12 protein-coding genes are annotated in these 14925 nt (G+C 59.0%); 2 read left to right on the top strand and 10 right to left on the bottom strand.

Annotated features, from left to right (window positions below):
- Window positions 1-68: 68 nt before the first annotated feature.
- Window positions 69-1259: an amino acid aminotransferase gene (locus ABLV64_RS24075; protein ID WP_017899450.1), complete on the top strand. Its 1191-nt coding sequence runs from the start codon at window positions 69-71 to the stop codon at window positions 1257-1259.
- 65 nt (window positions 1260-1324) lie between these two features.
- Here ABLV64_RS24075 and ABLV64_RS24070 read toward each other — a convergent pair whose 3' ends face one another.
- The 7 genes from ABLV64_RS24070 to cmoM all read right to left on the bottom strand — a co-directional run bounded on the left by ABLV64_RS24070 (window position 1325) and on the right by cmoM (window position 12084).
- Window positions 1325-1972, bottom strand: coding sequence for an MBL fold metallo-hydrolase (locus tag ABLV64_RS24070; RefSeq protein WP_004201404.1), 648 nt, complete (start codon window positions 1970-1972; stop codon window positions 1325-1327).
- Window positions 1973-1985: 13 nt separating this feature from the next.
- Window positions 1986-2537: a YcbK family protein gene (locus ABLV64_RS24065; RefSeq protein ID WP_004201403.1), complete on the bottom strand. Its 552-nt coding sequence runs from the start codon at window positions 2535-2537 to the stop codon at window positions 1986-1988.
- 303 nt (window positions 2538-2840) lie between these two features.
- On the bottom strand, window positions 2841-4631 hold the full coding sequence (gene ldtD / locus ABLV64_RS24060) for a L,D-transpeptidase (protein ID WP_004201402.1): 1791 nt from the start codon (window positions 4629-4631) through the stop codon (window positions 2841-2843).
- Between the two features lie 200 nt (window positions 4632-4831).
- Window positions 4832-9280, bottom strand: coding sequence for a chromosome partition protein MukB (gene mukB, locus ABLV64_RS24055; RefSeq protein WP_348843079.1), 4449 nt, complete (start codon window positions 9278-9280; stop codon window positions 4832-4834).
- The gene (mukE, locus tag ABLV64_RS24050) at window positions 9280-9984 is read right to left on the bottom strand and encodes a chromosome partition protein MukE (RefSeq protein WP_032735144.1); all 705 of its coding nucleotides are present in this window, start codon (window positions 9982-9984) and stop codon (window positions 9280-9282) included. Before mukE ends, mukB begins: the two co-directional genes overlap by 1 nt.
- On the bottom strand, window positions 9965-11287 hold the full coding sequence (gene mukF / locus ABLV64_RS24045) for a chromosome partition protein MukF (protein WP_002898189.1): 1323 nt from the start codon (window positions 11285-11287) through the stop codon (window positions 9965-9967). The genes mukE and mukF overlap by 20 nt, the downstream gene beginning before the upstream one ends.
- On the bottom strand, window positions 11284-12084 hold the full coding sequence (cmoM, locus tag ABLV64_RS24040; protein WP_017899447.1) for a tRNA uridine 5-oxyacetic acid(34) methyltransferase CmoM: 801 nt from the start codon (window positions 12082-12084) through the stop codon (window positions 11284-11286). Before cmoM ends, mukF begins: the two co-directional genes overlap by 4 nt.
- 121 nt (window positions 12085-12205) lie before the next feature.
- Here cmoM and elyC point away from each other — a divergent pair, with 121 nt between their 5' ends.
- The gene (gene elyC, locus ABLV64_RS24035) at window positions 12206-12985 is read left to right on the top strand and encodes an envelope biogenesis factor ElyC (RefSeq protein ID WP_004201396.1); all 780 of its coding nucleotides are present in this window, start codon (window positions 12206-12208) and stop codon (window positions 12983-12985) included.
- Here the strand turns inward: elyC and ABLV64_RS24030 are convergent.
- The 3 genes from ABLV64_RS24030 to ycaR all read right to left on the bottom strand — a co-directional run bounded on the left by ABLV64_RS24030 (window position 12962) and on the right by ycaR (window position 14918).
- Window positions 12962-13855 (bottom strand): YcbJ family phosphotransferase, encoded by an 894-nt coding sequence (locus tag ABLV64_RS24030; protein ID WP_348843080.1) that lies wholly within the window; start codon window positions 13853-13855, stop codon window positions 12962-12964. The two genes, elyC and ABLV64_RS24030, sit on opposite strands and share 24 nt — an antisense overlap.
- A gap of 137 nt (window positions 13856-13992) precedes the next feature.
- Entirely contained in the window at window positions 13993-14739 is a 747-nt protein-coding gene (gene kdsB / locus ABLV64_RS24025) for a 3-deoxy-manno-octulosonate cytidylyltransferase (protein ID WP_004201392.1), read from the bottom strand.
- Window positions 14736-14918 carry a protein YcaR gene (gene ycaR / locus ABLV64_RS24020; RefSeq protein WP_004201390.1) on the bottom strand — a complete coding sequence of 61 codons (183 nt, stop codon included), beginning with the start codon at window positions 14916-14918 and terminating at the stop codon, window positions 14736-14738. The genes kdsB and ycaR overlap by 4 nt, the downstream gene beginning before the upstream one ends.
- Between the last annotated feature and the right edge of the window lie 7 nt (window positions 14919-14925).

Here is a 14925-nt window from a genome sequence, read left to right as displayed (position 1 = left end):
GGCAATTCGTTGTTCTCCCGTTAACCTGATAGCGGATTTCCCTTCAGTAATCACAATGGAACCTCGTCATGTTTGAGAACATTACCGCCGCCCCAGCCGACCCGATTTTAGGTCTGGCCGATCTGTTTCGTGCCGATGACCGCCCTGAAAAGATTAACCTCGGAATTGGTGTTTACAAGGATGAAACTGGTAAAACCCCCGTTCTGACCAGCGTCAAAAAAGCAGAGCAGTACCTGCTGGAAAATGAAACGACTAAAAACTATCTGGGCATCGATGGTATTCCTGAATTTGGTCGCTGCACCCAGGAGCTGCTGTTCGGTAAAGGCAATGCGATTATCGCCGATAAACGCGCCCGCACCGCGCAGACCCCGGGCGGTACCGGTGCACTGCGCGTCGCCGCAGACTTCCTCGCCAAAAACACCGACGTGAAACGCGTGTGGGTAAGCAACCCGAGCTGGCCAAACCATAAGAGTGTGTTTACCTCCGCCGGGCTGGAAGTGCGTGAATATGCCTACTACGACGCGGCTAACCACGCGCTGGACTTTGATGGTCTGCTTGCCAGCCTGAACGAAGCCCAGGCGGGCGACGTGGTACTGTTCCACGGCTGCTGCCACAACCCGACCGGTATCGATCCCACGCTCGATCAGTGGCAGACGCTGGCGCAGCTGTCGGTCGAGAAAGGCTGGCTGCCGCTGTTCGATTTCGCCTATCAGGGCTTCGCCCGCGGCCTGGAAGAAGATGCTGAAGGGTTGCGCGCCTTTGCTGCTCTGCATAAAGAGCTGCTGGTCGCCAGCTCCTACTCGAAAAACTTTGGCCTGTACAACGAGCGCGTCGGCGCCTGCACTCTGGTCGCCGCCGATCAGGAGACTGTAGACCGCGCATTCAGCCAGATGAAGTCGGTGATCCGCGCTAACTACTCCAACCCGCCTGCGCACGGCGCGTCCGTGGTGGCGACCATTCTGAGCAACGATGCGCTGAGGGCGATCTGGGAGCAGGAGCTGACCGATATGCGCCAGCGCATTCAGCGCATGCGACTGCTGTTCGTCAACACCCTGCAGGAGAAAGGCGCGAGCCGCGACTTCAGCTTTATCAGCAAACAGAACGGTATGTTCTCGTTCAGCGGCCTGACGAAAGAGCAGGTGCTGCGTCTGCGTGAAGAGTTCGCCATTTATGCGGTCGCGTCCGGCCGTATCAACGTGGCCGGCATGACGCCTGACAACATGGCGCCGCTGTGCGAAGCCATCGTCGCCGTGCTGTAAGCAATATTATTCGATATCAAGAAAAAGGCCGCGAATGCGGCCTTTTTATGTTCGCGTCAGGAGGGTTACCAGACCGGCATCTCATCCTGCAGGAACGGGTTGTTGCGGCGTTCCTCACCCAGCGTCGACAGCGGACCATGGCCGGGAATAAAGGTCACGTCATCGCCCAACGGCAACAGCTTATCCTTAATGGCCGCGATCAGCTGCCCATGGTCGCCGCGTGGAAAATCACTGCGCCCCACCCCGCCTTTGAAAATCACATCCCCGGAAATGAGCAGTCGGGAAGCGTCATCAAAGAAGACCACATGACCAGGAGTATGGCCTGGGCAGTGCAGCACCCGCAGCGCCACATTCCCCACATTAACCACGTCGCCTTCATTAAGCCAGCGATCCGGACGCAGCGGCTGGCAATCCTCCAGGCCGAACATCCGGCTTTGCGCCGGTAAGCCTTCCAGCCAGAACTCATCTTCTTTTTCCGGACCAATAACCGGCACGCCATAATGCTCCGCCAGTTCCGCAGCGGCGCCGACGTGATCGAGGTGGCCATGCGTCAGCAGAATCTGCATCAGCGTGACGCCAGCCTCCGTCACCACCGCTTTGATACGTTCAGCATCGCCGCCAGGATCGACCAGCGCCGCCAGCCGGGTTTGTTCGCACCAGATAAGAGAACAGTTCTGCGCGAACGCGGTAACCGGAATAATACGATAGTTCATGACGCTCCTTTCGTTACCAGTGCCTTACGGGACCGGTATCAATATGCACAAAGTTACTACGTGGGTAATATCCTACACCACCTGCGCGCATAGATAACGCCGCTTTGCGAATATTGCTTAACGAAATACCTTCGATATGGAAATCCATTGCCTGCCCCTTGGTGTGATAGCTGTGTTTTGCTACACCACGGCTTCGTGCGCGAAGCTCATCATTGGTATCGAGGGAACGATAGCCAGAGATAAGCTGGACAGGTTTGTTGGTGCCAAGTAGTCCCTGCAACCGATAAAGATGATCGAACAGATTTGGATCGATGGACTTAATTTTATTCGCGCGGTAATCACGGAAAAAATGGTTAAGTCTTGCTAATTCATCCTGAATATAGCCTCTGCCATCGAAAAACTCCGCCTTGAGTGATTCACCAGTATGCAGGTTATTCAGCGTCAAAATACGCGGACGGGGGGTCGAGAGGGTGGCAAATGCCGGCGCAGGGAGAATGGCGGCAGCACCCAGCGCAGCACCACCCAACGCCAGCAATCTGCGGCGATTAGCGTCAAATTTGTCCATGATAATCAGGTCTACAGTCAATGAATCGTTATATACTTTTTCCGCCTTGCGCGATGCAGAACCTCAGCACGCCATCGCTCGCCACAGCCTTGATGCAGCCCGGCAAAAGAGAGCGTTCGCGCTGACCGCGCCACGCATTGAGCGGAATGATATGTATATGCACTTCTGGCGCACGAAAGGCACCTTACCGGGCATTATTGCCAACGTCAAGGCAGCCTCACCCCAGGAAAATCGGGCGCTGCAGAGGAGCAGCGCCCTTTTTTACCCAGTGCTAGGACAACAAAATCCATTGAACTACTTCATTTACCTGATTAATTGTTCAGCTTTCGTCAGAATTTGTGCGCTGGATCGCGCGGTGATATCGTAATTGTAAATATCTGTTCGATATTGTGTACGTCCATCAGCGTCCACAAACGCCGTTAAGTAATATAAATTCACCGGTATATTTTGCCGAATATTGACATAGCGCGTGTCCCCTTGCTTCAGGGCATCAGAAATACGCGAGTCATTCCAGCCCGCATCCTGCAGCAGCATATTGGCCAGCTCCGAAGCCTTATTCACCCTCACACAGCCGGAACTGAGCGCACGAACATCCTTCTGGAACAGATTATGGTTCGGCGTATCGTGCAGGTAGATGGCATCGGAGCTCGGCATATTGAACTTGTAGCGTCCGAGCGAGTTACGCGCCCCGGGCGCCTGCTGGAAGCGGAACGGTAAGTTGTTCTCGGTGATGGTCGACCAGTCAACCCGATAAGGATCGATGGTCTCTTTACTGTTCCAGCCGCGCATCACGGTGTAGCCATGCTGCTCCAGATAGCCTGGATTGTTACGCACCTTCGGCAGGATATCTTTGCGCGCCAGGGTTGGCGGCACGTTCCACGGCGGATTGACCACCACGTTATTCAGCGCGCTGCTCATCATTGGCGTTTTGCGGTCTGGACGCCCCACAATCACCCGCGAGGCCAGCACCTGGCTGCCGTCCTGGTAATAGACCAGCGAGAACGCCGGAATATTGACCATAATGCCGGTGGATAGTTTGCCCGGCAGTAAGCGTAAACGCTGAATGTTCAGGGCCAGCACCCCTGCGCGCTGCGCGGAAGAGACGTTGAGCCAGTCGCGAGTCGACTGGCCGATGACGCCATCCGCCCCCAGCCCCTGCATCGCCTGGAAGCGCTTAACCCCCTCCACCAGCTGGCGATCGTACACGCCGCGCGCCGCGGGTTTGCTCTTTTTCTTCGCCGACGGGCTCACCACATCGCCAGGCAGAACGATATTGGCGGTATTGTCCAGCATCCCGGTACGCTGGAGGATCTCGCGCAGGGCACCGATATCATTGCTCCATTCGCCGGGGCGCAGCGAGCCGCTGCCGGTCATCTGCGGCCACGGGCGAGAATCAGCCACCAGCGCCAGCAGCGACTGATGCATGGCTTCATACTGCGGATGATGCGGCGCCAGGCCGGCGATAAACGCCGGCAGGGAGCCATTGTCCAGCGCCAGCTGCCACTGGTTAATCACCGACAGTGGCGGGGTCGCCATCTTGTACGGCGTTGAACTGTACAACCAGCGGGTCCCCTGGGTGGGGATGCCGCTGATAAAGTGCAGATAGCCCATCATGGCGTCCGACAGCACCACATCGCGCGCCATGCCGCTGACGGCGGGATCGGTCAGCAGACTGACCCAGGTGGTAAACTGCGGCTGAAAACCGGCGATGGCGATCTCCGCCAGCTGCTGCTGGAACGCCTGCACCGCCTCGCGGTTTTCCCACATCGGTTTCATATCCCTGGCGGCGTACAGCGACACCAGCGGATTCATAAAGACGGGTTTATACCCTGCCGGCAACAGCGCCTCGATCTGGGCGCGACTGTTTGCCGCCGTCGCCATCGACAGCGGCTGCTCACCGGCCAGCTTCGCGACCGCCGGCGATTGCCCATCGCTTTGCGCCAGCGCGACAGAGACCTCAGCGGGCGTCGCGGAACTGTCGCCGGGTACGACTTCAGGCTCTTCGGCCTGGACATTGAACAGCGGAGCAAATGCCAGTGCCAGGCTCAGGCTGAGCGCTGACAATGGACGACCATACCGTTTCTTTAGCAACATCCCTTGCCCCCTGTTGTCACACATTGCAGCCCACAAAATTGGGGCTCTTTTTCAGTATATAAAGACGAAAAGGCTTTTGCCTTACCTAATGTAAAGAAGTTTAAAGATTATACCACCCTGGCATGCCGGGCTGGATAGAAAAAAAGGGCAACTTAACGTTGCCCTCTTCACCGCTTATCCGCCAGAATGTAGCCGCAGCCTCAGGAGGCGTCGGCCGTTCCCGGCAGCGCTTCCGGCAGCGGCGCGGCAAACCCGCGCAGCCCCACCACGTGGACGTGTTCGTGATTATTGAACACTTTACGCACCAGTTTATAGGTGGTGCCTTTCTCCGGACTGATGTTCTCCGGCGCCGCGATAATCAGCTGCATCTCCAGACGTTCGCACAGCTCGAACAGCGTGGCGATGGAGCGGGCATCGAGACGCGCCGCTTCATCGAGGAACAGCAGACGGCAAGGCGAGATATCCTTGCCGCGCAGGCGGCGGGATTCATCTTCCCAGCTCTGGACGACCATCACCAGAATCGACATCCCGGTACCGATCGCTTCCCCGGTGGACAGCGCGCCGGACTCCGCGCGCAGCCAGCCGTCGGAGCCGCGGTTAACCTCCACTTCCATCTCCAGATAGTTGCGGTAGTCGAGCAGCTCTTCACCGATGGTTTGCGGCGTGCGCTGCCCCATGTCGATCTGGGGATTCAGGCGCTGATAGAGCTTAGCCAGCGCTTCCGAGAAGGTCAGGCGGTTGCTGTTGAAGAGATCCTGATGCTGTTCATGCTGCTCGGAGAGCACATCGAGCAGCATCGAATGGGTCTCACGCACATTGACGTTCAGACGCACGCTGTTGACCTGGCCGAAGGAGACGCTCTGCAATCCCTGATTGAGCATCCGGATACGATTCTGCTCACGCTGAATGGTTTTGCGAATAATGTTGGCCACGCTGCGGGAGCTGATGGCCAGCTTCTGTTCGCGGTTTGTTAGCTCTTCGGTCAGGCGGCTGAGCTCAATCTCCATCTGCTCGATCGCTTCCACCGGATCATCGGTGCGGATAATATCCTGGCGGATACGCTCGCGCAGATGCTGGTAGACGGCAACGAAGAACTGAATTTTGCGCTCCGGACGCTTCGGATCTTCCGAGATACGCAGCACGTCGCGCAGATGTTCGTTATCAGCGACCGCCAGACGCAGCGCACCGAGCGCCTTATCCGACATGGAGCGCAGCTCGTCGGCGGAAAGATAGGCCAGCTCGCGGCGGTGCAGACGACGCTCGACGCCGTTGTCTTTCACCAGGCGCATCACCGCGCACCAGCCTGCCTTGGCGGTCACCACCTGCTCGCGCATTTCGCAATAATCGCGCTCTAACTTGCGCAGTTTGCGGGTCAGGTTGTCCATTTCCGCTTCGCAGAAGGTCAATGCTTTCTCCAGCTGATTGCGACGGGAGCGGTTATTGCTCAGTTGCATGTGCAGCTCATCGCGACGCGCACGGGCCCGCTCTTCCGCGCCGGCATCGGCGCGTACGCCAATGTCCTGCAGCTCTTTATACAGATCGTTAAGCAGCTCTTTCTTGGTGTCATACGAGCTCTTCAGCGAGGCCAGCACCTGATTGTACTGGCTAAGCTGCGCCGCATGGGCACGCATCGCGTCGCGCGCGCGGCTGCGTTCGGTTTCCGCCTGCTCCAGACGCTGGCGCAGCTTCTCGTTGAGATCGCTGTTGCCGCTGAGCATTTCCGCCGAATCGGAGTAGCTGAAGTGGGCCCGGCGCTGGACGACTTCCGCCAGGGCAAAAGCCTGCTGGCGCGCATCGCGCTGGGTCTGCTGCGCATAGGCGTAATCTTCTTTCAGCTGCTCAAACTGCTCCGGATCGCTCTGCAGCACCGAAACAATAGGCTCCAGCTTCGCAAACTGATTGCCGTGCTGCTGAATAAAGCGCGCGGCCTCCTGCGCTTCATCCAGACGTTCCTGGATCTCGTCCACGCGGTCGGCCAGCGTATCATCCGCCAGCAGATTCAGGCGCGGCAGCAGGCGGTTAAGCGCCGACACGCCCTCTTTCGCCTGCTCATACTGCACGCGGTTCTGTTGGTTATCGCTTTCATGGGCGCTCAGCGCGCGCTCCAGCTCGCCGCGGCGGCTGTTGAGTTTGCGGATCTCTTCTTCCGGATCGTCCTCGAAGGCCACCGCCAGATGGCTGCCGATGAAGCGGCTAAAAGCCTGATGCAAACGCTGTGTTTTCTGCACGTCAAACGACAGGGTCGCAAAACGCTCGGACAGCGATTCACGCTCGGCATGCAGGGTTTCAATGCGGTTTTCACGCGCGGCGCGGCCAAACAGCGGCAGCGACGGGAAGCGCGAATAACGCCACTGGCGGTCGGCAATCTTCACCACCACCGCTTTTTCCAGCTCGTCCACGCTGAATACGCTATCGTCAAAGGACTGCGGATCGCCTTCGATCAGATAGAGATCTTCCGGACAATCCTCCAGCCCTTCAAGCTGCTCGGCAACCTGCGACAGATCCGGCACCACGATGGCATGGCGCGACGGACCGTACAGCGCGGAGAAGTACGGCGCATCGTCAAGGCTAACATCATCGTAGATCTCGGACAGCAGAACGCCGCCGAACCGTTCCGCCAGCGCGTTGAGGCGCGGATCTTCCGAACCGCCCGGCTGGCTGAGACGCTCGATTTCTTCGTCGATGGCGCGCTTGCGGGCGCCGACCTCGTCACGTTCAACGATAGCTTCGCGCTCGCGCTCCAGCAGCTGCTGCAGGTATTCGGTAACCTCCTGGCCGGACTCAAACTGCTCGCCGCTCTGCTCGCACAGCTGGTTAAGGCTATTCTGCGCCGCCAGCCAGACCGGCGCCCGGCGCATCAGCGTCTGAGTGCGCGACTGCAGCTGCTCCAGCTCCTGGCGCAGGGTCATGCGCTGTTCCTGAGCGTTAGAAACGCTGTCGGCCAGCGAAGCGATGCGCGCTTCCAGCTCCTGATGCAGCGTTTCCAGATCGTCGATATCGTAGCGTTTGCCCTGGCGTTTGCAGAACTCAGCCAGCTGGCGCTCGGCGTCCTGCTGCTCGCGCAGGCGCTGCTCCAGCTCGTTGAGGCGGCTGCGCAGCCCCTGCGCCTGCTCGGCCTGGTGGCGCTGGTTCACGCCGTCGCGCAGCAATTCGCGCGCCACGTCCCAAGCTTCATTGCGCGCCAGCGGGCCGTTAATCGCCGCCACCAGCTGGTAGGCCTGTTCAAACTGGCTGTGCGCGGTTTGCGCCACGCTCATTTTCTGTTCCAGCGACAGCATTTTCTCCGTCGCTTCCTGCTCTTTCGCCTGGAAGGTTTCCAGCCACTCGTCGGCGCTCTCCGGCGTCAGGTCCGGCAGATGGCACAGCGCCTTCGCGCGCTCCAGCGCCTGCAGCGCCTGGTGATACTGAATGGCTCGGGTCTGCTGCACGTCAAGCGCCTGCTGATAGTCGGCGAGCTGGTTTTTCAGCTCATCCACTTCCAGCTCGGCGGCCTCGGCGCGGGCTTCGTTCTCTTCCTGGCGATCGATGGCTTCCGCCACCACTTCGTTCTGCTCTTCCAGACGGATCTGCAGCTCGTCGAGATCCGCTTCGTAGCGCTCGATTTTTTCCTGCTGACGCAGCGCGGTCTGCACCAGGTTCAGGTGATCGCTGGCGGCCTGGTAATCCGCTTCCAGATCGCCTTCTGCGCCGTTATGCTCCTGCAGCTCGCGCGCCATGTCGACGTGCTTATACTGCTCCGCCGCCAGTTGCGAACGCGAGGTAAACAGATCGCGACGATACTCCAGCGCCTTATCAAGATGAATACGCCGCTCGTTGGCGTGACGCATATAGTCCGCCGCCACGTAGTTGGTGGCTTCGCTAATCAGATGTTTGAACAGATCGCGATCGGACTGGGTGACGCGGATCGCCTCGAGAGTCATGCGGTTTTCCCGCAGCGCCGCTTCCATATCCTGGAATGCCTTACGCACGCCGCTGTTTTCCGGCAACAGGTAGTCGCGCAGCGAGCGGGTAATGGTGCTGGAGATCCCGCCGTACAGCGAGGCCTCGATCAGGCGATAATATTTACTTCGATCGGAGGCGGAACGCAGACGGCGCGCCACCACGCCCAGATCGAACATCAGCGAATGATACTCGGTGATCGAGTTGAACTGCTTAAACTGGACCCCTTCCATCGCCTCGAGCTTGTCTTTCAGCTCATTGAGACTGACTACGCGCGCCTGGCGATCGTTCAGCGTTTCGGTTAACAGCTGGGTCGGCAGGATAGAGGTGGGCAGCCCCTGAATGGCGAAAGGCTTGATATCGACTTTGCGATCGCGCCCGGCAACCTGCTGCAGGCGCACGCCGACCACCACGCGCTGATGGCGGGAGTTGATAACGTCGAGCACTGAGTAACAGACGCCGGCGCGCAGCTTACCGTGCAGGCCTTTATCGCGTGAGCCGCTGGTGGCCCCCGCTTCGGTGGTGTTACGGAAGTGCAGCAGGGTTAAATCGGGGATCAGCGCCGTGACGAAGGCCGCCATGGTCGTCGACTTACCGGCGCCGTTCCCCCCGGAGAGGGTGGTGACCAGTTCATCAAGATCAAAGGTCCGGGCAAAGAAGCCGTTCCAGTTAACCAGCGTCAGCGAGCGAAACTTACCGCGTTCAATCATTACTCTTCCTCCCCGCTATCCGGCTGGTTCTCTTCATTCTCATCATTGAGCTGCAGGTGATTTTCCAGGGCCATCGCTTCCCCGTCGCGGATCAGGCGGCGCTGCGCCTCGCGCGGGTCGTCGCCGGCGCGTACATCGGCGCCAAAGCGGAATACCGATTCGGTAATGCGGAACTTACTGCTGTCGTGGCCCATAAACCACACCATCCCCAGACGGCGCAGGCGGTTTAGCGACGCGCGCATTTTTTCCTGCAGCTTCTGACGGTCCAGATCCGAACCGGTGGAACGGTTGTTGACCAGCTTCAGCAGCCTGGCTTCATCCGCCAGGGTCAGCAGCTCGTCATACAGCTCCTGCTGGGTGAAAATTCCTTCGTTTGCCAGGCGCTCCGGGCTGAGATAGAGATAGCAAAGAATTTTGCCCACCATCATATCCAGTTCGGACAGCACCGAGCGTGAAATCAGGGTTGTGGAACGCGGGCGCAGGTAGAAAAACCCCTCCGGCGCGCGGATCAGCTCGACGTTATAGCGAGCGTAAAACTCTTCCAGATAATCCTGGAAGTCCATCAAAAATGCGTGATTATCCAGCTCGTCGAGGCCGATATGTCGGCCCGCGCGCAAGGCGCTGTCCAGCGCCGGAAATAACGGATTGGCTAACGCCTGCGCCAACTTAACCGGCATCACTTGTTCAATATTTGTCAATGACATGCGCCTGTACCTTGGCTCCGTAATCATTAATCGGCTGCCATTTGGCTGGCAGTCCGGTGAAATCTGCCTGGGCGACGCCCAGCTGTACCGCCTGATCCACGACGATCCGCGCCACGTCGAAGTGACGCCCGCGCGGATACTGCGCCAGGAACTCCCGCGCCACCAGGCCGAGATCCAGCGGTATTCCTTTCTCTTTATAGACCGCCAGCTGCGCTTCGATCAGCGCCGCCAGCTGCTCGCGAATTTCGTTAAACTCTTCAAATTCGAGGTCCGCCGGTAGCTCGCCGGTGACCTCTTCATCGCGCAGGGCCATCTCCTCGTCGCGCATATCCAGCAGACGGTCGGCGTTGGCGTAAGTCAGCGCCCACGGCTCATCAAAATAGGTCTGTACCGACTGGCGCAGACGCTGGGCGAAGACGCGGTTCTTATCCATATCGATAGCGGTACGGATAAACTTGTGCACGTGGCGGTCATAGCCGATCCACAGGTCAATCGCCTGTTGGCCCCAGCTGACGATGCGGTCCAGCTTGCTTTGCAGGTCGAACACCAGCCGGTCGACAAAATGGAGATCGTCGCGCGCCATGGTCGAATCCTGAATGCGCAGCAGATTCGCCTGCAGCTTATCCCCTGCCGCATCCAGCGTATCCTGCAGTTCACGCAGGGTGCCGGAGGTTTCCGACAGCAACAGTTCACAGCTGGAAATCGCCGCGCGCCAGTCTTTGTTCAACAGCTGCGCGATATCGTCTTTCACCAGCTGCTGCTGCTCATCCATGATGCGCTGCGTCAGGTCGATGCTGTCGAAAATTTCCGCTACCGAATACTTCAGCGGGGCAAAAACGTTGCGATGCCAGTGAAACTCATCGCCGCCCTCTTCCGCGGCATCCGCCGCGCGCTTCAGCTCGCCGGCGACGATCGACAACTGCATCGAGAGACGCAGCGTCGAAAATTCGCGCTGCCGGATATAATAATCGGTGATCCCGATCCCCAACGGCGTCAGACGATAGATTGCATTGCCTTCGGTAATTTCGCTGGTAAAGCGGTTCAGCAGACGCTGGCGCACCAAATCGTTGATGGCGTTATTGGCGCGCTGGCTGATGGTTTCGCTGGTCTGCTCAAACGCATCACTCACGTGGCGGAACGCATCCACCAGTTCTCCCTCGCTCATTTCCCCTTCCAGCCGTTCGCCATTCAGGGTGGCGATCGCCAGCAGGAAAGAGAGTCTGTCGACCGGCAGCGAGATAGAAAAATCATTTTTCCTGGCCCAGGCAACCAGTTCGGGGACTGTCTGGGAAAATTCACTCATACTTTATCCTTGCATCTGCGGCTATGAGCCTGGCTCTTAAGCGCGGTGACATGAATATAACGGCCCAGGCTGAGGTACGGCTCCTGACGACAGTAGCGCGTCTCCAGCTCCAGCAGCGCCGCATAGCTGTCATGCTGTTGGCGTTTTTCACGCAGATAATCATGAAACACCCGCACGCCGGTTTTGCTGACAATCTGCCAGCCAATCTCTTCCAGCCAGTGATAAACCTGCTGCGGCTCACGCGGATAGTCCGGCGACAGCGTGCGTTTTTTCTTTTTTGGCATGCCCAGTTGTACGTAATCGAAATTACCGGCAACCATATTGTGCATCAGCAGGCCGTTAGCATTGTAGAACATCAACGACAAGCCGCCGCCAGGACGCAGCGTCGACCACAGGGTACGCAGCACCGCCTGGGGCTCCGCCACCCACTCCAGCACCGCATGAAACAGTACCAGATCGACCGGGCTTTCCAAGTGCTGCGCAATATCCTGAGCCGCGCATTGTACAAAATGCATGTTGTCGATCACACCTTTATCGACAGCAGCCTGGCGGGCGCGGGCCACCATTTCAGCGGAGAGATCGCACAGCGTCACGTGATGGCCCAGTTGCGCCACTTTAATGGCCGTTTGCCCTTCGCCGCCGCCGGCATCCAGTACCCTCAGCGGCCCCGGCCCCAGCTGCGCCAGCAGCGGCTCCAGATCCTGCCAGAGGATCGCCTGGCGCAGCTGGCCTTTTGTGGTGCCGTAAATATTGCGCGAAAACTTTTCAGCAATGTCATCGAAATTGCGATCCTGCACGAGCGACTCCACAAGCCAACACAAAACCGCTATTTTGTCATACCCACGCCGAGAATGAAGCGATCTGTTATAAGATCCGAACATAACTTTGGTTATATGGTTAAAAAAGGAACCATCTGGCATGCTTTTCACGCTAAAAAAGATCGTCGGCGGTCTGCTGCTACCGCTTCCTGCCCTGCTGTTGCTGATCGGTATCGGGATCGCCCTGTTATGGTTCAGCCGCTTTCAACGTACCGGGAAGTTTTGCGTGAGCCTCGGCTGGCTGCTGCTGACGCTGCTGAGCCTGCAGCCCGTGGCAGACAGCCTGCTTAAACCGATAGAAGATCGCTATCCCACCTGGCGCGGCGAGCAGCCGGTGAGCTACGTGGTGGTGCTGGGCGGCGGCTATACCTGGAACCCGGAGTGGGCGCCTAGCTCTAACCTTATCAGCAACAGCCTGCCGCGCCTGACGGAGGGCATTCGCCTGTGGCAGGAGAATCCGGGATCGAAAATGATCTTTACCGGCGCGGCGGCAAAAACCAACCCCGTCAGCACGGCGGAGGCCGGGGCGAGAGTGGCGGAGAGCCTCGGCGTACCGCGCAGCGATATCATCGTGCTCGATAAGCCGAAAGATACGGAAGAGGAAGCGCTGGCGGTGAAGGGCGCCATCGGCGACGCCCCCTTCCTGCTGGTCACCTCGGCGTCGCATCTTCCGCGGGCGATGATCTTCTTTCGCCATGCCGGTCTGGATCCGCTGCCCGCGCCGGCTAATCAGATGGCGGTCACATCACCGCTCAATCCGTGGGAGCGGGTCATTCCTTCACCGGTGTGGCTGATGCACAGCGACCGGGTCGGCTATGAAACGCTTGGTCGCGTCTGGCAATGGCTGAAAGGCAGCTCAGGCGAGCCAGGGCAGGAGTGATTTTGCGGCGAGGTCGAAACGGGCGCGGTCAAAGCGCCCGGTATTGACCAGGCTATCCACCTCATCCCACAGCAGATAAAGCCAGCGCCGCCAGACAAAGGCCTCGGAGACCGGCGCCTGCTGCAGGTAACGCCATAGCAGCTGCTCGGCCTGGCCCACCTCCGCGAGACGGAACAGTTCGTACTCCCGCGGCGCCCACAGCATCATCCCCGGACCAACCATCGCCAGCAGCTGATCGCTGCGCGGATCTTTCAGCATGCTGCGCAGGGTGAAATTGCCGTGCACCAGTACGGCATTATCATTGAAATCGCGGAACAGCTCCGGCAGACACTCGCGGGAGCGGAACAAAACCCGCTTATCCTGCATGGTCAGACCGGTGTCCTGATACAGGTTCAGGGTGCTCCACAACATCGCCACCCGCTGCCGGTACCAGTTCGGCCACAGATTGTCCTGGGTATTATCGACCATCCCCACGCAGCCGCCGCTGTCCTGACGATGCCAGGCCAGCAGCGCCTCGACGATCTGCTCCTGCAGCTGCTCCCAGCGCGCCGGGGTGCGGGTGGGCGCCTCCACCGGGACGCCGCGCAGGCGCTCAAGCAGCAGCACGTCCGGCCCGGGATGCTCTTCATGCGTCATCACGCCATAGACCACCGGCATGCGCACCGTACCGCTGCGCGCCAGAGTGGAGATCTTCCAGGCCAGCTGCCGCGCCACGCCGGGGGTGGTGAAACTTCGCGCCAGCAGCGGCATCGGATTTCCCTGCGCGTCATACAGGGACCACAGCGCCGTAGCGGCTTTTTCACTGACACACTCCACCCGGCTCAGCTTTTCGCCAAGCAGGTGACTCAGTTCGGTTCGCAACTGTTCCATTGTCGATTACCCCTATGAACACTACTGATTTCATAATGAGCGCCCGCACCAGGGTTGTCATCGGATAAGATCAAAAATGGGCAAAAAAAGCATAAAACCGGTGGGAATATCCCCTCCTGCAAGGAGGGGACAGAGGACTAACGCAGTTCAGCGCGGACGCGCGCCAGATCTTCAGGGGTATCGACGCCGGTGCCGGGCACTTCGGCCGCCACGGCGACATGGATCTTCTCGCCATACCACAGCACCCGCAGCTGCTCGAGCATTTCTATCTGCTCCAGCGGGCTTGGCGCCCAGCTGACATAGCGGCGAATAAAGCCGGCGCGATAGCCATAGATGCCGATGTGGCGCAGCAGAGAATCACCAATGGCGTCGCGGGAGTGGGCAAAGCGATCGCGATCCCAGGGAATGGTGGCGCGGGAGAAATAGAGCGCATAGCCCTGCGCATCCATCACCACTTTGACCGCATTTGGATTAAACGCCTCTTCCGCATCGTGGATCGGTACCGCCAGCGTCGCCATTCCGCTGGTGCTGGCAGCCAGATTCTCCGCCACCTGGCGGACGATAGCCGGGGGGATCATCGGCTCATCGCCCTGGATATTGACGATGATGGTGTCATCGCTGAACGCGCACTTCTCCACCACCTCCGCCAGCCGTTCGGTGCCGGATTGATGGTCGGCGCGGGTCATGCAGACCTCGCCGCCGGCGGCTTCAACCGCCCGGGCGACCTCTTCGTGATCGGTGGCGACAATAATGCGATCCGCGCCGGATTCGCGGGCGCGCTCCAGCACATGGACAATCATCGGCTTGCCGTTAATGTCCTGCAGTGGTTTTCCCGGCAGGCGCGTGGAGGCGAAACGCGCAGGAATAATGACCACGAAACTCATGAGTGACTCTCTTCTACCGCCAGCGGACGCGCTTCTGTCTCCAGCAGCACAGGGATACCGTCGCGCAGTGGAAACGCCAGACTATCAAGTTTGCAAATAAGTTCTTGCTTATCCTGACTGTAATACAGCTTACCGTTACAGACCGGGCAGGCGATGATTTCAAGTAAACGGTGATCCATGTTTCCT

It is taken from the genome of Klebsiella sp. JB_Kp031 (assembly GCF_040064295.1).
In the GTDB taxonomy this organism is placed as follows: Bacteria; Pseudomonadota; Gammaproteobacteria; order Enterobacterales; family Enterobacteriaceae; genus Klebsiella; species Klebsiella quasipneumoniae.
Note: the sequence above shows the minus strand (reverse complement) of the source record. Positions and strands in the feature narration are given on the sequence as shown.